Source organism: Lysobacter gummosus (assembly GCF_001442805.1).
Taxonomy (GTDB): Bacteria; Pseudomonadota; Gammaproteobacteria; order Xanthomonadales; family Xanthomonadaceae; genus Lysobacter; species Lysobacter gummosus.
This window is the reverse complement of the sequence record NZ_CP011131.1, coordinates 4,705,420-4,724,361: the sequence shown is the minus strand read 5'-3', so window position 1 is coordinate 4,724,361 and position 18,942 is coordinate 4,705,420. Positions and strand designations below refer to the sequence as shown.

Sequence of the window (18,942 nt, the reverse complement as noted above, 5' to 3'; positions counted from 1 at the left end):
AAAAGGGGGGCAGGGGGGATTTGCTTTTAACCGTTAAAACAAAAAACGAGCCAGCCATGTCAGCCAGCTTCGCCACCCCACCCAAGCCGCCGTACTACGCGGTGATCTTCAGCTCCCTGCGCACCGACCAGGGCGACGACGCCTACGGCGAAGCCGCCGCGCGCATGGTCGAACTGGCCGCGCAGCAACCCGGTTACCTCGGCGTGGAATCCACCCGTGGCGCGGACGGCTTCGGCATCACCGTCAGCTACTGGATCGACGAAGCCTCGATCCTGGGCTGGAAGCGCAACCTGGAACACACCGCGATCCGCGAGCGCGGCCGCAAGGAGTGGTATCAGCAGTTCGAACTGCGTGTGGCCAAGGTCGAACGCGCTTATGGTTGGAGCCGCAGCGACGCACCGCGCAGCCCCGTCCATGAGTAACCCCGCCATGACCGAGCACCCCACCAACGAACCCGCGCTGCGCCTGCTGCTCAACGCCCAGGTCTACGGGCCGCAAGCGCTGGGCCGGCAGAACCTGTTGCTCGGCGGCGGCAAGATTCTGTGGATGGGCATCGACACGCCCGACCTTCCGGCGCAGCTCCCGGTCGAGACCATCGACCTGCAAGGCCGGCGCCTGATTCCGGGCCTGATCGACGGCCACGTCCACGTCACCGGCGGCGGCGGCGAAGCCGGGTTCCGCACCCGCGTGCCGGCGCCGATGCTGTCGCGCTACACCCGCGCCGGCGTCACCAGCGTGGTCGGGCTGCTCGGCACCGACGACCTCGCGCGCGGCACCCGCGAGCTGGTCGCCGGCATCTACGCGCTGCGCGAGGAGGGCCTCAACGCATGGGGCTACTGCGGCGGCTATCACCTGCCGCCGACCACGCTGACCGGCAGCGTGCGCGGCGATGTGGTGTTCATCGAGCCGCTGATCGGCGTGGGCGAGATCGCGATCAGCGATCATCGCTCCAGCCAGCCCACGCTCGATGAGCTGCTGAAACTGGCCTCGGAAGCGCACGTCGCCGGCTTGATGACCAACAAGGCCGGCATCGTCCACCTGCACCTGGGCGACGGCCCGCGCGGCCTGGAACTGGTGCGGCAGGCGCTGGACATCAGCGAACTGCCTGCGCGCGTGTTCAACCCGACCCACGTCAACCGGCGCAAGGCGCTGTTCGAGGAAGCGGTGGAACTGGCGCGGCGCGGCTGCCATGTCGATCTGACCGCATTCCCGGTCGAAGAAGGCGAGGACGCCTGGACCGCGGAGGAAGCGCTGATCCGCTACCTCGACAGCGGCGCGCCGCCCGAGCGCATCAGCGTGAGCTCCGATGCCGGCGGCTGCCTGGCCTGCTTCGACGAACACGGCCGGATGTGCGGCATGGGCGTGGGCGAATCGGGCGCCTTGCTCGACTGCCTGAACGCGGTGCTGGCGCGCGGCGTCGATCTGGAGCGCGCGCTGCCGGCCTTCACTCTCAATCCGGCGCGCCTGCTGCGGCTGCCCGGCAAGGGCCTGATCGCCGCCGGCGCCGACGCCGATCTGGTCGCGCTGGACGTAAACGGCGCCGCCTTCGACGTGTTCATCGCCGGCCGGGCCCATCTGCGCGACGGCGCGGTGCTGCGGCGTGGTAATTTCGAAGCCTGATTCCAAGAACGATCAAAGCGAGTAAGTACGGATGTCACCAAGCAGAATCCCCGACGGTGAAGAGCGGGGCTGGATCGTTCCGATTGGCGGTGCCGAAGACAAGGAAAACGGAGCCAAGATACTGCAGCGTTTCCTCGAGCTGTGCGGCGGCGACGGCGCCGACATCGTGGTGATTCCCACCGCCAGCCGCTTGCCCGACACCGGCGACCGCTACGAAAAACTGTTCTCCGACCTCGGCGCCAACCGGGTGGAGGCGATGGATTTCGACACCCGCCGCGATTGCTTCGAACCCAACCGGATCAAGCGCATCGAGCAGGCCAGCGGCATTTTCTTCACCGGCGGCAACCAGCTGCGCATCTCGACCATGCTCGGCGGCACGCCGATTGCACAGGCGATCCGTGCGCAGAACGCACGCGGCGTGGCCGTGGGCGGCACCAGTGCCGGCGCCAGCATCCTCAGCGAACACATGATCGCCTTCGGCACCGAAGGCTCATCGCCGCGCGCCGACAGCGTGCGCCTGGCGCCGGGTCTGGGTCTGACCAATCGCGTGGTGATCGACCAGCATTTCCGCCAGCGCGACCGCCTCGGCCGCCTGGTCGCGGCGCTGGCCTACAACCCGTTCGCGATCGGCATCGGCCTGGACGAGGACACCGCGGCCTTCATCGGCCCGGACAACACCATCGAAGTGGAAGGCAGCGGCTCGGTCACCGTGGTCGATGCCGACGGCCTGCAGTTCTCCTCGATGCACATGGTCGGCGAGGACGAACCGGTATGCCTGCTCGGTTTGGGCGTGCACATCCTGACCAAAGGCGCTACGTTCAACCTCAACACCCGCAAGGCGTCGGCGGGTTCGCTGGCCGGCTCCAAATCGGCATGACCTGAGCCGGCACTGACTAATTGGTATGACCCCCATCTGCATGCTCCGAATCACCATGAACTGAGGTTTTCTATGCGCATTCTCGATCGTTCCGTCTACGTCGGTCCTTCGCTGTATGCGCACTTCCCGGTCATACGGCTGGAACTGGACTTGCAGGCGCTGGAAGCCTGGCCGACCGCGCGGCTGGGGCCGGCGTTCATCGATGCGCTGGTCGAGGCGCTGCCCGGCCTGGCCGAACACGGTTGCTCGTATCGCCAGCCCGGCGGCTTCGTGCGGCGCATGCGCGAGGACGAAGGCACCTGGCTCGGCCACGTGCTCGAACACGTCGCGATCGAATTGCAGAACGTCGCCGGCGAAAACGTCACCTTCGGCAAGACCCGCAGCGTCAGCGAGGATCGGCCCGGCGTGTATTCGGTGGTGTACGAATACGCGCAGCGCGATGAAGGCATCGCCGCCGGCGAGCTCGGCATCAAGTTGCTGTGCTCGCTGCTGCCGGCGGAGATCCGTCCGGCCGGCAGCGTGCCCGACGACTGGGAATGGGAAAGCGCGCGCGATGGCTTCATCCGCTACGCCCAGCGCCGCGCGCTGGGCCCGTCCACCGCTTCGCTGGTGCGTGCGGCCGAAGAGCGCAACATCCCGTGGCTGCGGCTCAACACCCAGTCGCTGATCCAGTTCGGCCACGGCAAGTACCAGCAGCGCATCCAGGCGACGGTGACCGGCAAGACCTCGCATATCGCGGTCGAGCTGGCCAGCGACAAGGAAGAGACCAACAAGATTCTCGCCTCGCTCGGCCTGCCGGTGCCGCGGCAGGAGTTGGTCACCGATTCCAGCGGCGCGATCCGCGCGGCGCGCAAACTCGGCGGCAGCGTGGTGACCAAGCCCTACAACGGCAACCATGGCCGCGGCATCACCATCGACATCTCCAGCGACGAGGACATCCGCGCCGGCTTCGAAGCCGCGCGCGAGCATTCGCGCTCGGTGATCGTGGAAACCTTCGTCGGCGGCGACGATCATCGCCTGCTGGTGATCAACGGCGAGCTGATCGCCGCGACCAAGCGCACGCCGGGGCACGTGGTCGGCGACGGCAAGTCCAGCATCGCCGAATTGGTCGAAGTGGTGAACCAGGACCCGCGCCGCGGCGTCGGCCACGAGAAAGTGCTGACGCGCCTGGAGCTGGATTCGCAGGCCGAACAGATGATGGAGCGGGTCGGCTACACCGCCGCCTCGATCCCGAAGGACGGCGAAATCGTCTATCTGCGCTCCACCGCCAATCTGTCCACCGGCGGCACCGCCACCGACGTTACCGACATCATCCATCCCGACAACCGCGACATGGCCGTGCGCGCGGTGCGCGCGATCGGCCTGGACGTGAGCGGCGTGGATTTCATCTCGCCGAACATCGCCGAGAGCTACAAGAACATCGGCGGCGGCATCTGCGAAATCAACGCAGCACCCGGCTTCCGCATGCACGTCGCGCCCAGCGAAGGCACCCCGCGCGATGCCGCCGGCCCGGTGATCGACATGCTGTTCGCGCCCGGCGCGCCCACGCGCGTGCCGATCGCGGCGGTGACCGGCACCAACGGCAAGACCACCACCGCGCGCATGCTCGCCCACATCACCAAGATGGGCGGCTTCACCCCGGGCCTGACCACCACCGACGGCGTCTACATCGACGGCCAGCGCACGGTCGAGGGCGACATGACCGGGCCGGTATCGGCGCGCATGGTGCTGTCGGACCCGCACGTGGATATCGCCGTGCTGGAAACCGCGCGCGGCGGTCTGCTGCGCGCCGGCATGGGCGTGTCCGAGGTCAACGTCGGCGCGGTGCTAAACATCCAGTCCGATCACCTGGGCCTGAAGGGCATCGACACGCTGGAGCAGCTGGCCGAGATCAAGCGCGTGGTGGTGGAAGTGGCCACCGACTGCGCCGTGCTCAACGCCGACGATCCGAACGTGCTGAAGATGTCCGCCTACACCGACGCCAAGGTGATCTGCTACGTCACCATGAACCCCTCGCACGCGCTGGTGCGCGAGCACATCCGCGCCGGCGGCCGCGCCTGCGCGCTGGAGGCCGGCATCAACGGCCACATGATCACGCTGTACGACAAGGGCAGCCATATCCCGCTGCTGTGGACGCACCTGATTCCGGCGACGATGGAAGGCCGCGCGCTGCACAACGTGCAGAACGCGATGGTGGCGGCGGCGATGGCGTTTTCGCTGGGGATCAAGCTCGACGCGATCCGCCATGGCCTGCGCACTTTCGATACGACCTTCTTCCAGGCCCCGGGCCGGATGAACGTCTACAACGAGCATCCGTTCAAGGTGCTGATGGACTACGGCCACAACGCGCATGCGGTCGGGGTGATGGCCGATCTGGCCCAGCGCCTGGACGTGAGCGGCTGCCGCATCGTGGTGCTGGCCGGTCCCGGCGATCGCCGCGACGAAGACCTGCACGCGATCGCCGAAGCCGTGGCCGGCCGCTTCGATCATTACATCTGCCGCCGCGACGATTCGCTGCGCGGCCGCGACGGCGACGAAGTGCCGCGCATCATCGCCAAGGCGCTGATGGCGCGCGGCGTGACCGAGGCGGCGATTTCGATCATTCCCGACGAGCAGCAGGCGGTGGAAGCGGCGCTGCGCATGGGCCAGGCCGGCGATCTGGTGCTGGTGTTCGCCGACGCGCTGGCGCGTTCGTGGAAGCAGATCATCCACTTCCAGCCCGAAGGCGTGGTCGCCGCGGTGTCGCAGCGCGCCGAGCTGCCGCCGCTGGAACCGGCGCTGGACGAAGCCGCCTTCGCGGCGATGGAAGGCGTGGTGCGCGACGAACGCGGGCTGGTGTTCGAGCGCGAAGAGAGCGATTGATCCGTGCCCCCGCAACCTGCCGACAATGCGGCGAGCTCCGATAAGGTCTCGCCCGATTACGTCTTCGCCTTCGAAGATTCGCGCCGGCTCACCGGCGCGAATCTGTATTTCGACGAGCCCGGCGCCGCGTTGGAAACCCACGGCGTCGCCGCCGATGCGCGCGCGCTGAGCGGCTGGCGGCAGAACCTCGCCGACGCCCGCGATGCACTGCATTGGAGCGAAGGCCGGATCGTCGTGCGCGAACACGCCAGCGGCGCGTCGCTGGCCTTCGTCGCGCCGATCGATCAGCTGTACGCCGCCACCGAAGTCAACGAATGGGCCTGGACCGACGCCGCCGGCGCGATCGAGCAATCGGCGCTGCCGCCGCACGCGCCCGGCCATGCCGCGTTGTGGGATCGCGGCGACGCCCTGCGCACCTTGCGCGCGCTCGCCGAAGCCGAAGCGCGGCCGGATCTGATCGCACTGCTGGAACAGGCGCGGATACACGGCCTGCCGGCCTACAGCGACGACGACGCGGTGTCGATCGGCGAGGGCGCCGGCAGCCAGACCTGGCCGCTGGACGCGCTGCCCGGTTCCACCCAGGTGCCGTGGCCGCGCCTGCATGCGATTCCCACCGCCGTGGTCACCGGTTCCAACGGCAAGACCACCAGCGTGCGCCTGCTCGCGGCGATGGCGCGCGCGCAGGGCTGGATCACCGCCTACAGCAGCACCGACGGTTTGTTCGTCGATGGCGAACGCGTGGACAGCGGCGATTATTCCGGCCCGGTCGGCGCGCGAACCTTGTTGCGCCAACCCACGGTGCAGGCGGCGATCCTGGAAACCGCGCGCGGCGGCATGCTGCGCCGGGGCGTGACGCCGCAGCAGGCGCGGGCGGCGTTGGTCACCAACATCAGCCCGGATCATTTCGGCGAGTACGGCATCCATTCGCTGGAAGACCTGGCCCAGGTCAAGTTGACGGTGGCGCGCGCGCTGGCCGACGACGGCGTGCTGGTGCTCAACGCCGACGACGCGCTGCTGCTGAAGCGCGGCGCCTCAACGCCGCATCCGCTGGCCTGGTTCGCGCTCGACGATGCGCATCCGCAACTGCGCGCGCATCGCGAACGCGGCGGCGCCACCTGCGGCGTCGGCGAAGGCCGGCTGTGGCTGAGCCTGGGCGAGGCGCGCCATGATCTGGGCGAAGTCGAGGCCCTGCCGCTGACCCTGGGCGGCCGCGCCCGCTACAACATCGCCAACCTGGCCGGCGCGGCGCTGGCCGCGGCCGCGCTGGGCGTGGACCCGGAGCGGATCGCGGCGGTGCTGGCGCGTTTCGGCTCGCAACCCGGCGACAACCCCGGCCGGCTGCAGCGCTGGAGCTTCGGCGCCAGCGAGGTCTACCTGGACTACGCGCACAACCCCGACGGCCTGCGCGGCCTGCTGGAAGTCGCGACCCGCCGCGACGGCCGGCTGGGCATCGTGCTGGGCCAGGCCGGCAACCGCGAGGACAAGGACATCCGCGCGCTGGCCGCGGTGGTGGCCTCGTTCCGGCCCGACCGGGTGGTGCTCAAGGACATCGAAAGCTTCCTGCGCGGCCGTGCCCCGGGCGAGGTCGCGCAGATCCTGCGCGCCGAGCTGCTGCGCCAGGGCGTGCCCGAAAGCGCGATCCGGCTGTGCCTGGATGAGGCCCGCGCCGCCGCCGAATTGCTGCAGTGGGCGGCCGAGGGCGACGTGCTGGTGTTGCCGATTCACAATTCCGACGCCCGCGATGCGGTTGTCGCCTTGCTCGATCGGCTGCAACTGGGACAATGGCGCCCCGGCCTGCCCCTGGCAGGCGACACGACTGGCGAAACGGAGTAACCGATGACCGATGTCTTGCGCACGATCCTGGCCCGCAAGGTCGAGGAAATCGAACAACGCAGCCGCGTGCGCTCCTTGGCCGACTTGCGCGCGCGCGCCGGCGCCCAGCCGCCCGCGCGCGGCTTCATGGACGCGATCAAGCGCAAGCACGCCTCGGGCGAGGCCGCGGTGATCGCCGAGGTCAAGAAAGCCAGCCCGTCTAAGGGCGTGATCCGCGCCGACTTCCGCCCCGGCGAGATCGCGCGCAGCTACCAGGCCGGCGGCGCCGCCTGCCTGTCGGTGCTGACCGACGTGGACTTCTTCCAGGGCAGCAACGCTTACCTGGGCGAAGCGCGCGAAGCCTGCTCGCTGCCGGCGTTGCGCAAGGATTTCACCATCGATCCGTATCAGGTCTACGAGGCGCGCACGATCGGCGCCGACGCGATCTTGCTGATCGTCGCCGCGCTGGAAGACGGGCCGATGATCGAGATGGCGGGTCTGGCGATGGAATTGGGCATGGACGTGCTGGTCGAGGTCCACGACATCGACGAGCTCGAACGCGCGCTGCAGACCGACTGCGAGCTGATCGGCGTCAACAACCGCAATCTGCGCACGTTCGAGGTGTCGCTGGATACCTCGATCGCGTTGCGCGCGGCGGTGCCGAAGGACCGCACTCTGGTGACCGAGAGCGGCATCGTCACCGCCGGCGATGTCGCCCGCATGCGCGGGGCGGGGATCGACACCTTCCTGGTCGGCGAGACCTTCATGCGCGAACGCGATCCGGGCTCGGCCCTGCAGCGTCTGTTCGCGGCATGAGCGCGACGCCGGCGCCCCCGGTGTCGAGCGCGTCGCTGTCGGGCGCGCGCTTTCCCGCGCTGCGCGCCGACGCGCCGCTGATCGTCTTCGACTTCGACCACACCTTGTACGACGGCGACTCAGGCAGCCATCTGTTCGCCTGGCTGATCAAGCGCTCGTGGTGGCGGATGGCGCTGGCGCTGCTGATCGCGCCGGTGGCCGGGCCGATGGTGGCGTGGCTGAAGACGCGGCGCGTGGGGATTTCCGCGTTCGTGTGGGTCGGCACGGTCGGCATGCATCGCGCCGGCAATCTGGACGCGGCGATCGATCGTTATGTCGCCACGCACAAGGAACAAATCCGCGTGCGCCTGCTGCCGATCGCGCTGGACGTGCTGCACCATCATCGCGAACAGGGCGATCAGGTGGTGATCGCCACCGGCGCACCGCCGGAGCTGGCGCGGGCGATCCTGGCCTTCGTCGCCCATGAAGACATGCCCGTGGTCGGCACCCTGGTCGGCCCGCGCCTGGGCGCGCTGGGCGCGCGCCGGCACTGCCATTCGCGCATGAAGATGACGATGCTGCGCGAAGCCGGCTTCACCGCGCCGGTGGAGATGGCCTATTCCGACAGCAGCGCCGACCTGCCGCTGCTGCAGGCCGCGCGCCATCCGGTGGTGGTCAATCCCAAGCCGCGGCGCGTGGAGATGTTCCGCCGCGTGCTGCCGCCGGGCACGCCGATCCTCAACTGGGGCTGCCCGGGGCGGGGCGGGGATGAGGTCGCTTCGGCGCAGTAATCCGACCGGACGGCGGTAGCCTCGTAAGCCATGAAGTCTTTTGTGGGAGGGGCTTCAGCCCCGATGCTCTCGGCTCAAATCACCGCGCACTTCCAGCAAGCGGCTTCGCCCTTGGCGAATATGGCGATCGGATCGGAAAGCATCGGGGCTGAAGCCCCTCCCACAAAAGACTTCGTGGCGGCGAAAAGGTGGGAATGCGCGGGATTACGGCTGAGCGACGGCGGGAATTGGCCTCAGCCGCGCAAGATCTTTCAGTCGCCCAGCGTCTTGACGAACTTCAACGACCCGTCCGAATACCCGCAACTGCGGTAGAACTCATGCGCCTGCGCGCGGCGGACGTTGCTGGTGACCTCGATGCGGCTGACGCCGTCGCGGCGGGCGCGGCGTTCGACTTCGCGCAGCAGTTGCCGGCCGATGCCCTGGCGATGGCAGGACGGGGCGACCACCAGGGCGGTGATCCGGGTCAGGTCGGCGCCGTGGGTCAGCGAATAACGGGTGTGGCTGGCGACCAGGCCGCAGGCGTGGCCGTCGATTTCGGCCAGCAACAGGTAATGGCGGGGATCGTCGTGCAGGGTGGCGATGCGCTCGATGGCCTCATCGCGGGTGCAGGGATAGCCCAGTTGGCCGAGCAGTTCGGCTACGTCGCTGGCATCGCCCAGCTCCGCGAGCCGCACCGTGGGTGCGGTCTGCGCAGAGGGGGCGATACGTCCCATCGAGGCTTAGCGGGTCCCGTACAGGACGACCGTCTTGCCGCGAGCGTGCAGTTTGCCGTCGGCCTGCAGCTTCTTGAGCACGCGTCCGGCCATTTCGCGGGAGCAGCCGACCAGACGCGAGAGCTCCTGGCGCGACACCCGCAACTGGGTGCCCTGCGGGTGGCTCATGGCCTCGGGTTCCTTCGCCAGGTCGTGCAGGGCGCGGACGATGCGGTCGGTGACGTCGAGGAAGGCCAGGCGGCCGGCCTTGCGGCTGGTGTCGAGCAGGCGCCGGGAAATCTGCGCGCCGATCGCATACAGCAGCTTGGGCGCGTCCAGCGACAGCCGGGTCAGCAGCAGGTCGTAGAGGCGCTCATGGCCGATCTCGGCCAGTTCGCAGGTGGCCCGGGTTCGCAGGATCACCTCGCGGTGGTCGCTCTCGATGAACAGGCCGAGTTCGCCTACGAACTCGCCGGGGCCGAAATAGCCCAGGACCAGTTCGCGACCGTCTTCTTCTTCGGTAATGATGCTGACCGAGCCGGAAACGACGTAATACAGAGTGCTGGCCGGATCGCCGGGGCGGAACACGTCCGTACGGGACGGGTAACGCCTGCGGTGGCAGTGGGCCAGGAAACGTTCGATCGTCGCGCCGTCAGGCAACAACGGGCTATTGGTTCGGCGCAAAGCAGTCAAGGGGGCTACCGGGTTGGCGGACATTGGAATGGGCTTCGTTTTCGGCCGAGCTTAGGGCGATACGGCCGCTGGAGCAAATCCTGCCGCTGAAAATGACGGGCCGATAGAGAGCGATGATGGAAGTTCAGTGGCGGTCACGCTTTTGTCACCAATACAGTCCAAAAACACCATGCGTTTCCCCCCGGGGCCAATTGCCTCATAATCTCGGCCCTCGCCGTCCGTCCGGAATCTTACTCAGTGGTCAAGCCGTTGCCGCGCCTGCGGTTGCAGGGTTTTAACAACCTCACCAAGGCCCTCTCGTTCAATATCTACGATGTTTGCTTCGCGGCTTCAGAAGACGAGCGCCGCCGGTATATCGAGTACATCGACGAGGCGTATAACGCCGACCGCCTCACCCAGATCCTCACGGATGTGGCGGAAATCATCGGTGCGAATATCCTGAACATCGCCCGCCAGGACTACGACCCGCAAGGGGCGTCGGTCACGATCCTGATCTCGGAAGAGCCGGTGATCGACAAGAAGGACGCCGGCAAGGAGATCATCGCCGACGCGGTGGTGGCGCACATGGACAAGTCGCACATCACCGTGCACACCTATCCGGAAACCCATCCGGACAACGGTATCGCGACCTTCCGCGCCGACATCGACGTGGCGACCTGCGGGGTGATTTCGCCGCTGAAAGCCCTGAATTACCTGATCGAGAGCTTCGAGTCCGACATCGTGGTGATGGACTACCGCGTGCGCGGGTTCACCCGCGACATCAAGGGCAAGAAGCACTACATCGATCACAAGATCCACTCGATCCAGGATTACCTGGCCAAGAACATCAAGTCGCGCTACGAGATGATCGACGTCAACGTCTATCAGGAAAATATCTTCCACACGAAGATGCACCTGAAGGAGTTCGACCTCGACACCTACCTGTTCGAAGAGAAGGCGAAGAACCTCTCGTTCAAGGAGCGGATGAAGATCGAGGCGCGCCTGCGCCGCGAGATCGAGGAGCTTTACCACGGGCGCAATCTGGCCGATTGAGGGCCGGAATCGGGAATTCGGAATTCGGGATTCGCCAAGGCGATGATCGGATCCGATCCGCCGTGGCGCCCGGGGTCTCCCGGGTCGTTCAGAAAAAGGCCGGCGCAAGCCGGCCTTTTTCGTTTGCGCAGTTTGTCTGCATTGCGCGGCTTGTCTCCCTCTCCCGCTTGCGGGAGAGGGTCGGGGTGAGGGCGCGCCGCAGGCGCGAGGGTTTGGGGATTCTCGCGACCGGAAAGCCCCTCACCCCAGCCCTCTCCCGCAAGCGGGAGAGGGAGCAGTGCAGGGCTCAGGGCGGGCGCAAAAGCGGCCCGGCCGGGCTTTAAAGCCGGTAAGCCACCGTCTTCATCAGTTTCGACGCCGCCGCCATGATCGTCGGCACGGGCATCGGCAGGATCCGCGCCCCGGCGTTTTCCGCATTTTCGGCGTGGCGGGCCTCATCGGCCTTCATCGTGCGCAGAATCGCCCGGCTGCGCTGGTCGCCTTCGGGTAGCGATTCCAGGTGTTCGTCGATATGCGCCTCGACCTGGCGCTCGGTCTCGACCACGAAACCCAGGTTCCAGCCGTCGCCGCGCAGGCCGGCCAGCACGCCGATGCTGAAGCTGCCGGCGTACCACAGCGGGTTGAGCAGGCTGGGCCGGCTGTCGAGTTCGCGCAGGCGGTCGGCGCACCAGGCCAGGTGGTCGGTTTCTTCCTGGGCCGCTTCCAGCAGGTGCTCGCGGGTGGATTCGTCGCGCGCCACCGCCGCCTGGCCGCAGTACAGCGCCTGCGCGCAGACCTCGCCGACGTGGTTGATCCGCATGAGTCCGGCGGAATGGCGCTTTTCGGCCGGTTCCAGCACCAGTTCGGCGGTGTTGCCGGCCGGATTCGGGCGTTCGGCGCCGGGGGCGCCGAAAACGGTGTCCAGGGCGCGCTGAGCTTCGCTGAGCACGCGATCCAAGGGGCTGAGTGCGCGAGGGTTCATGCGCCGATTCTACGGCGCGGGCGGCGTAGAAGTCGTTTGCGCGGCCAGGACAAATCGTCCGGGGCGGTTGTGGGAGGGGCTTGGGCCCCGAGGCTTTTGGCTCAGGTCGCCGCGATCGGATCGGAAAGCAGTCGGGGCCCAAGTCCCTCCCGCAACCGCGCAAAGCCGAAGCCGGAATCAGCCCGTCGGGGTTTCTTCCAGGCACTGCGCCAGAAACTCCAGCGGATGCTGCACCGGCGCCGTCGTGCCGTTGCCCAGGTGCAGCCGGCAGCCGATGTTCGCGCTGAGCAGCCGGGTCGCGCCGCTGCGCAGGAATTGATCGATCAGCGGCGCGCGGTATTCGGCCGCGCGCTCGGGGTCGGCGAACATCTGCGTGCCCGAGGCGCCGCAGCAGCCATGGCCGGCGTCGAGTTCGATCACCTCCAGCCCGGGGACGCCGGCCAGCAGGCGCCGCAGCGCCGGCACCGACTTGACCACGTTGCGCTGGGTGCAGGGCAGATGCAGGGCCACCCGCTGCGGGGTCGCGCGCCAGCGCAACGCGGCGGCGCGCTCGCCCAGGAAGCTCAGCGCATCGATCGTGCGCACGCCGCTGCCCAGGGCATGGGCAACGCCGTCGTGACAGCCGCTGGCCAGGGTCAGCACGGTGTCGTGGCCGGCGAAGGCGGCGCGATTGCCGGCCGCCAGCCGCGCCGCGGAATCGCGATTGCCGGCGTGTTCGTGCAGCGCGCCGCAGCAGCCTTGGCCGGCGACCGGGTCGAGTTCCACCCCGAGCGCGCCGCACAGCCGGGCCAGGGCCGCGCGCAGCGGGCTTTCATAGGCTTGGGCGACACAGCCCACGAACAGACCGACCCGGGCCGCCGGGGCCGGCGTGGCGGGCCTGGATGGCCAGCGCACCGGCCGGGGCGGCCGCGGAAGCGGCCGCAGCGAGGCGGGCAGCCAGCCATGGGCGCGCCGGTACAGGCCGAGCCCGGCGTTCAGCCAACGTGGCCGTGCCGCCAGGCTTTCGATCAGGCGCTGGCGCCAGGCCGGTGGGCGCCGTTCGCGCTGGCGCTGGCGCGCCTGGACCAATAATTGGCCATACTCCACGCCGGCCGGGCAGACCGCTTCGCAGCTGCCGCAGCCCAGGCAGTGGTCCAGGTGGGTGTCGGCGACGGCGGTCGGGGCGATGGTGTCCAGCGCCCAGGCCCGGGACAGCGCGATCCGGCCCCGCGGCGACTCGGTCTCCAGCCGTTCCAGGCTGTAGGTGGGGCAGACCGGCAGGCACAGCCCGCATTGGACGCAGCGATCGGCCAGGGCCACCAGCGGGTCCAGGACCGGCGGGGCAGGGGTCGGCGGGCGTGCGGCGGGCATGCGGCAGATGCTAGCGCAGCGGCCGCCGACTTGCGGAGGGGTGCCCGGACCGCTATCATTCCGCCTCTTTCGTTCCACAAACACAACGCGAGGCGAAATTCCGCCCCCGCTTCCCGCTCGGAAGCATGGCGAAATCAGCCCGACCACTGCACCCATATAAGAGTTTTCATGAAGACTTTCACCGCCAAGAACGAGACCGTCCAGCGCGACTGGTACGTCGTCGACGCGTCGGGCAAGACGCTCGGCCGTTTGTGCTCCGAACTCGCGCGCCGTCTGCGCGGCAAGCACAAGCCCGTCTACACCCCGCACGTCGATACCGGCGATTACCTGGTGGTAATCAACGCCGAAAAGATCACCGTCACCGGCAAGAAGCTGCAGGACAAGATGTACTACCGGTTCACCGGTTACGTCGGCAACCTGAAGAGCGAGACGCTGGGCCAGGCGCTTGAGCGCCACCCGGAACGCGTCATCGAGATCGGTGTGAAGGGCATGCTGCCGAAGAATCCGCTCGGCCGCGCCATGTACCGCAAGCTCAAGGTCTACAAGGGCTCCGAGCATCCGCACGCCGCGCAGCAGCCGCAGCCCCTGGACATCTAAGGTACGAACATGGCCATCCAACACAATTACGGCACCGGTCGCCGCAAGTCCTCCACCGCTCGCGTGTTCCTGCGCAAGGGCGAAGGCAAGATCACCATCAATCAGCGCACCATCGAAGACTTCTTCGGTCGTGAGACGGCGCGCATGATCGTGCGCCAGCCGCTCGAGCTGACCCAGTCGACGGACAAGTTCGACGTCAATGTCACCGTCTCCGGCGGCGGCATCACCGGCCAGGCCGGTGCGATCCGCCTGGGCATCGCCCGCGCGCTGGTCGAGTACGACGAAACCCTGAAGTCCGAGCTGCGCAAGGCCGGCTTCATGACCCGCGACGCCCGTGAAGTCGAGCGTAAGAAGGTCGGTCTGCACAAGGCTCGCCGCGCAACGCAGTTCTCCAAGCGCTAATCGCCGTTTGCTGCGTTTTTCGCAGCATCCGGTTTTTGCAGCTTCGAAGTTTTGCGCTAGAATCTGTTCCATAGCCCCGTCGCCAAGCGGTAAGGCACCTGACTCTGACTCAGGCATTCGGTGGTTCGAATCCATCCGGGGCTGCCATACCCAAGCCGGTCGCTGCAATCCAACGCAGTCGATCGCAACGAAAAACCCGCCAATCGGCGGGTTTTTTGTTTTCCGGGCCGGGGCGATGCGGCGTTCGTGGCCGCGGCGAACTCATTCGTCATCCAGCGGCCGGATCAGAGTGATCTCGTCGCGCAGCGGTATGCCGTGCCGGCCGATCCGCGCGATCGCCGGATCGGCCTCGCGTTCGCGATCGATCGCGCCCGGCGTCAACCGGTACAGGCGAAAGCCGCGGCGCTGATAAAAGCGCAGCGCATCCAGATTGTCGTTGGTGGTGCGGGTCAGCAGCCGTTGCAGGCCCAGAGCGCGGGCGCGCTGCGCGGCGAGTTCGATCAGCGCAGTGCCCAGACCGGCGCCGGGCGAGACCGCGTCCAGGGTGACGATCTCGGTCTGAATATCGTCGTCCAGCAGGGTCGCCAGACCGGCGATGCCGTCGTCGTCGCCCGATTGATCGGGCCCGGCGGCGCAGGCGATGAATCCCGGCAAGGCCGCGGCGTCGATCGCGCGCGCGTCGAGCATGATCGTCGCCGTGCCCCAGCGCCGCGTCAGAAAGCGGCCGATGGCGTGGCGGTCGGCGGCTTCAATGGCGCGGGGTATAGGCATGAGGCTTCGGAACGATGGCGGGCCGTTCACTGTAAGGGCGCAAACGCGGCCGGCGTATCGCCCGATGCGGCGTTTGGCGTGACGCAGACGGCGCTACGCAGGACGGGACCGCCATCCGCCGGCAAGCCACCGGGGCCGGACTCGCGCACGGCACCGGCCGGCGCCCCATCGAACCGTGCCGTCCGTCGCGTCTGCGACCTGCCGTCTCGCGCATTCTGCCTCTGCGCCGCGCCCGCTCGGCTACCATCCGCGCGCAGGGGCGAAGCGGCGTCGGGGGACGCGATGAGCGAGGATCTGACTCGATTGCTGCACGACTGGCGCGGGGGCGATATCGCCTCGCGCGATCAATTGTTCGCGCAGGTCTACGACACCCTGCGCGGCATGGCCGCGGCGCGCCTGGGCGCGCGCGGCGGCGACCGCACCCTGCAGGCGACCTCGCTGGTCAACGAAGCGCTGATCCGGCTGATCGGCAGCGACGTGGATTGGCAGGATCGCGCGCACTTCTACGCGCTGGCTTCGCTGAAGATGCGCGCGGTGCTGGTGGATCAAGCGCGGGCGCGGGCGGCCGACAAGCGCGGCGCGCGTCCGGTGATGCTGACCTTGTCGCACGCCGATCTGCAGGGCGGACAGACCGTCGGTTTCGATGTGCTGGCCTTGCACGACGCGCTGCAACGTTTGTCCGAACGCGACCCGCGCGCCGCGCGCGCGGTCGAGATGGCGTATTTCGGCGGCATGGAGCAGCGCGATATCGCCTGTGTGCTGGAAGTCTCCACGCCCACGGTCGAGCGCGACCTGCGTTTCGCCCGCGCCTGGTTGAGCCAGCAGTTGAGTTGAACCGGCCCCGGGCCGCGCAGGAGACGATATGCAAACTCAGCGTTGGCAGGAACTGCGCCGCTTGTTCGATGCGGTCTGCGATCTGCCGGCCGAGCGCTGGCGCGAGCAGTTGCGCGCGCTCAGCGACGACGATTCGCTGATCGAGGAAGTCCTGCAACTGCTCGGCGCGCAGACCGAGGCCTTCGGCCAGGTGGCGCGGCCGCTGGGCGAGTTGCTCGCCGACAGCGGCGGCAGCGAATTGCAGGCCGGCGATCGGCTCGATGCCTGGCGGCTGGTCGAGCGATTGGCCAGCGGCGGCATGGGCACGGTGTTCACCGCCGAACGCGTCGATGGTCTGTTCCGCCAGCAGGTCGCGATCAAGCTGCTGCGCAGCAACGCGGTCAATCAGGAAGAATTCGCCCAGCGTCTGGCGGCGGAGCGGCAACTGCTGGCCGAACTGCAGCATCCCAACATCGCCCGCTTGTACGACGGAGGCACCACGCCAACCGGACAGCCGTATCTGGTGATGGAGTACGTGCCCGGGCGGGCGCTGGACGAATACTGCGAATGGCGCGCGCCGGACCTGCGCCAGCGCCTGCATCTGTTCCAGCGCATCTGCGGCGCGGTGCAGAGCGCGCACCAGCGCCTGATCGTGCATTGCGACCTCAAGCCCGGCAACGTGCTGGTGCTGGACGACGGCGAGCCGGTGCTGCTGGATTTCGGCATCGCCCAGGTGCTGGACCGGCAGCAGGGCGACGGCGAACGCAACAACACCTTCTGCACGCCGGCCTACGCCAGCCCGGAACTGCTCGGCGGCGCGCGGGTCAGCGTGGTCAGCGATGTGTTCGCGCTCGGCGTGCTGCTGACCGAGTTGCTCGCCTGCCGCACGCTCGCGCGCACGCTGGCCGATCGCGACACGCCGGTGCCGCTGCCGAGCGCGCTGGCGCAAGCCGATTGCGCGTGGCGCTCGCAACTGCGTGGCGACCTGGATGCGATCGCCGCGCGCGCCTGCGACCTGGACCCGCGCAAGCGCTATTCCTCGGTCGAGGCCTTGTCGCAGGACATCGGCCGCCATCTGGACTGGCGCACCGTGACCGCGCGGCTTCCGACCTGGAGTTACCGCAGCACCCGCTATCTGCGCCGGCATTGGCGCGAAGCCGCCGCGACCGCGACGGTGCTGTTGTTGGCCGGCGGTTTCGTCTGGCGCGTCACCACCGAGCGTGCGCGTGCCCAGCGCGAAGCCGCGGTCGCCGAGCAGGTCAGCGAATTCCTGGTCTCGGCCTTCGACGCTGCCGACCCGCGCATGCGCGGCGCGCGCGCCGGCGAGGAGGTCAGTGCACGGCAAGTGCTGGATGCTTCGGCGGCGCGGATCGAGCAAGGTTTGAACGACACGCCGGCGATCCGCGCGCGGTTGCGCGCGGTGCTCGGCCGCGCCTATCGCAACCTCGGCCAGCCGCAGCGCGCCGAGGTCTTGCTGGATCAGGCGGCGAAGGAATTTCTCGATCCGGCAGTGGCGCGTCCGGATCAGGCCGCGCAGGCGCTGGCGGAATTGTCGCGTTCGATGAGCGATCGCCAGTACGGCCCGCAGGCGGTCGCGGTCGCGCGGCGCGCGTTGGCGTTGAGCGAAGGCGAGGGCGAGCCGCGCGCGCTGGCCGATGCCTACGACACCCTCGGTCTGGCTCTGGTCGCCGACAACCAGTACGACCCGGCCGAGCGAGCCTTCGAACAATCGCGGCGACTGCGCGGCAAGTACGCGATGGCGCAGTCGCCGGAGCAGCGCGCGGCGATGCTCGGCCATCTGGCGCAGCTGTATCTGCGCCGCGGCGAACTCAAGCGCGCCGAGCAGACGTTCCGCGAGGCCTTGCAGTTGTCGCGCCAGATCGGTGCGAACACGGTGGCGGTGCAGCTCAATCAGTTCGGCCTGGCCAAGGCCTTGTTCGGGCAGGGACGCGCCGAGGACATGCGCCGCGAGTTGGTCGAGAATCTGATCCTGGCGCGCGATCTGTACGGCGAGCAGAGCGACATGGTCGCCAACATCCATTCCGATCTGGCCAACGCCGCGCAGGACCTGGGCGAGACGCGCCAGGCCGACGAGCATTACCGCGCCGCGCTGGCGATCCTGGGCGTGGTGGCCGGCAAGCGCAGCCTCGACTACGGACGCGTGCTCAACAACTGGGCGGTGCTGGCCGACGAGCGCGGCGATGTCGGCGAGGCCGAACGGCGCTGGCGCGAGGCCTTGTCGATCCGGCGCGAGCATCTGGGGCCGGACGAACGCCGCGTGCTGCGGGTCGAAAGCGCGCTCGGGCGGCTGCTGGCGCGTAGCGGCCGCACCGAGCAGGCGCAGCCGTTCATCGAGCACTCCCTATCGATCTGGCGCAAGCAGCATGGCGAGGATCACGCCGGGCTGTTGATGGTGAAACTGACCCGGATCGAATGGCTGCTCAGCCGCGATCGCCTCGAGGAGGCCGGCGCGGAACTGGCGGCGCTGAATGTCGCGCAGGGCGAATACAACGCCTTCATGCTCGCGCGCATTCCGGCGCTGCAGGCCGAACTCGCGCAGCGTCGCGGCGACTGGGGCGAGGCCGAACGCGGCTGGGCGCGGGTGGTCGCAGACAGCGCGCAGGCCAGCGGCGAGCAGCAGCTCAAGACCGCCAAGGCGCGGGTGCCGTATGCCGAGGTGCTGCTGGCGCGCGGCGATGTCGCCGGGATGCGGCGGCAACTGCAATCGGCCGAGCCGGTGCTGCGGCGCGAGTTGCATCGCGAGTCGGAATTGTTGCGGCGGTTGAATGCGCTGGAGAGTGGCGAGGCCAGGTTACAGATGGCGGTGAGGTGAGGGCGTGGGTGAGAACAGACCGCAGGCTCCGCGCCCGCCAC

The 18,942-nt window shown here is 68.3% G+C and carries 18 protein-coding genes and 1 tRNA gene; 14 read left to right on the top strand and 5 right to left on the bottom strand.

Features of this window, described 5'->3' with window-relative positions; genetic code table 11:
• The first annotated feature begins 56 nt into the window (after positions 1 to 56).
• The 8 genes from LG3211_RS19170 to LG3211_RS27685 all read left to right on the top strand — a co-directional run bounded on the left by LG3211_RS19170 (position 57) and on the right by LG3211_RS27685 (position 9,069).
• Positions 57 to 422, top strand: coding sequence for an antibiotic biosynthesis monooxygenase family protein (locus tag LG3211_RS19170; protein WP_057944228.1), 366 nt, complete (start codon positions 57 to 59; stop codon positions 420 to 422).
• Positions 415 to 1,620, top strand: coding sequence for a beta-aspartyl-peptidase (gene iadA / locus LG3211_RS19165; protein ID WP_222837522.1), 1,206 nt, complete (start codon positions 415 to 417; stop codon positions 1,618 to 1,620). The genes LG3211_RS19170 and iadA overlap by 8 nt, the downstream gene beginning before the upstream one ends.
• Before the next feature lie 31 nt (positions 1,621 to 1,651).
• Positions 1,652 to 2,497, top strand: coding sequence for a cyanophycinase (locus LG3211_RS19160; protein ID WP_057944226.1), 846 nt, complete (start codon positions 1,652 to 1,654; stop codon positions 2,495 to 2,497).
• 72 nt (positions 2,498 to 2,569) lie between these two features.
• Entirely contained in the window at positions 2,570 to 5,359 is a 2,790-nt protein-coding gene (gene cphA / locus LG3211_RS19155; protein WP_057944225.1) for a cyanophycin synthetase, read from the top strand.
• Between the two features lie 3 nt (positions 5,360 to 5,362).
• Positions 5,363 to 7,192, top strand: coding sequence for a Mur ligase family protein (locus LG3211_RS19150; protein WP_083512671.1), 1,830 nt, complete (start codon positions 5,363 to 5,365; stop codon positions 7,190 to 7,192).
• 3 nt (positions 7,193 to 7,195) lie between these two features.
• The gene (trpC, locus tag LG3211_RS19145; RefSeq protein ID WP_057944224.1) at positions 7,196 to 7,987 is read left to right on the top strand and encodes an indole-3-glycerol phosphate synthase TrpC; all 792 of its coding nucleotides are present in this window, start codon (positions 7,196 to 7,198) and stop codon (positions 7,985 to 7,987) included.
• Entirely contained in the window at positions 7,984 to 8,757 is a 774-nt protein-coding gene (locus tag LG3211_RS19140) for a haloacid dehalogenase-like hydrolase (RefSeq protein WP_057944223.1), read from the top strand. The genes trpC and LG3211_RS19140 overlap by 4 nt, the downstream gene beginning before the upstream one ends.
• A 30-nt stretch (positions 8,758 to 8,787) precedes the next feature.
• Positions 8,788 to 9,069, top strand: a complete 282-nt coding sequence (locus LG3211_RS27685; protein ID WP_484502500.1) for a DUF6053 domain-containing protein — start codon at positions 8,788 to 8,790, stop codon at positions 9,067 to 9,069.
• Here the strand turns inward: LG3211_RS27685 and LG3211_RS19135 are convergent.
• Both LG3211_RS19135 and crp read right to left on the bottom strand, forming a co-directional pair.
• Entirely contained in the window at positions 9,009 to 9,470 is a 462-nt protein-coding gene (locus LG3211_RS19135; RefSeq protein ID WP_057944222.1) for a global regulator CLP-associated N-acetyltransferase, read from the bottom strand. The two genes, LG3211_RS27685 and LG3211_RS19135, sit on opposite strands and share 61 nt — an antisense overlap.
• 6 nt (positions 9,471 to 9,476) lie before the next feature.
• The gene (gene crp, locus LG3211_RS19130) at positions 9,477 to 10,142 is read right to left on the bottom strand and encodes a cAMP-activated global transcriptional regulator CRP (RefSeq protein ID WP_056106010.1); all 666 of its coding nucleotides are present in this window, start codon (positions 10,140 to 10,142) and stop codon (positions 9,477 to 9,479) included.
• A 237-nt stretch (positions 10,143 to 10,379) separates the two neighbouring features.
• Between crp and speD the strand changes: the two genes are divergently transcribed.
• On the top strand, positions 10,380 to 11,174 hold the full coding sequence (gene speD / locus LG3211_RS19125; protein ID WP_057944221.1) for an adenosylmethionine decarboxylase: 795 nt from the start codon (positions 10,380 to 10,382) through the stop codon (positions 11,172 to 11,174).
• 319 nt (positions 11,175 to 11,493) lie between these two features.
• Here the strand turns inward: speD and coq7 are convergent, their stop codons facing one another.
• Together coq7 and LG3211_RS19110 are read right to left on the bottom strand one after the other, a co-directional pair.
• Positions 11,494 to 12,135: a 2-polyprenyl-3-methyl-6-methoxy-1,4-benzoquinone monooxygenase gene (gene coq7, locus LG3211_RS19115; RefSeq protein WP_057944219.1), complete on the bottom strand. Its 642-nt coding sequence runs from the start codon at positions 12,133 to 12,135 to the stop codon at positions 11,494 to 11,496.
• A 177-nt stretch (positions 12,136 to 12,312) separates the two neighbouring features.
• Positions 12,313 to 13,485 carry a (Fe-S)-binding protein gene (locus LG3211_RS19110; RefSeq protein WP_057944218.1) on the bottom strand — a complete coding sequence of 391 codons (1,173 nt, stop codon included), beginning with the start codon at positions 13,483 to 13,485 and terminating at the stop codon, positions 12,313 to 12,315.
• Between the two features lie 168 nt (positions 13,486 to 13,653).
• Between LG3211_RS19110 and rplM the strand changes: the two genes are divergently transcribed.
• The 3 genes from rplM (at position 13,654) to LG3211_RS19095 (ending at position 14,631) form a co-directional block, all read left to right on the top strand.
• Positions 13,654 to 14,082, top strand: coding sequence for a 50S ribosomal protein L13 (rplM, locus tag LG3211_RS19105; RefSeq protein WP_057944217.1), 429 nt, complete (start codon positions 13,654 to 13,656; stop codon positions 14,080 to 14,082).
• Positions 14,083 to 14,091: 9 nt separating this feature from the next.
• Positions 14,092 to 14,484 carry a 30S ribosomal protein S9 gene (rpsI, locus tag LG3211_RS19100; RefSeq protein WP_057944216.1) on the top strand — a complete coding sequence of 131 codons (393 nt, stop codon included), beginning with the start codon at positions 14,092 to 14,094 and terminating at the stop codon, positions 14,482 to 14,484.
• A 72-nt stretch (positions 14,485 to 14,556) separates the two neighbouring features.
• Positions 14,557 to 14,631, top strand: a tRNA-Gln gene (locus tag LG3211_RS19095).
• A 114-nt stretch (positions 14,632 to 14,745) separates the two neighbouring features.
• On the opposite strand, the gene LG3211_RS19090 is transcribed toward LG3211_RS19095, so the two are convergent.
• The gene (locus tag LG3211_RS19090; RefSeq protein WP_057944215.1) at positions 14,746 to 15,255 is read right to left on the bottom strand and encodes a GNAT family N-acetyltransferase; all 510 of its coding nucleotides are present in this window, start codon (positions 15,253 to 15,255) and stop codon (positions 14,746 to 14,748) included.
• A gap of 282 nt (positions 15,256 to 15,537) precedes the next feature.
• Here LG3211_RS19090 and LG3211_RS19085 point away from each other — a divergent pair, with 282 nt between their 5' ends.
• Together LG3211_RS19085 and LG3211_RS19080 are read left to right on the top strand one after the other, a co-directional pair.
• Positions 15,538 to 16,089 (top strand): ECF-type sigma factor, encoded by a 552-nt coding sequence (locus LG3211_RS19085; protein ID WP_057944214.1) that lies wholly within the window; start codon positions 15,538 to 15,540, stop codon positions 16,087 to 16,089.
• Positions 16,090 to 16,117: 28 nt separating this feature from the next.
• A complete protein-coding gene (locus LG3211_RS19080; RefSeq protein ID WP_057944213.1) occupies positions 16,118 to 18,901 on the top strand; it encodes a serine/threonine-protein kinase in 2,784 nt (927 codons plus the stop codon).
• The last annotated feature ends 41 nt before the right edge of the window (positions 18,902 to 18,942 follow it).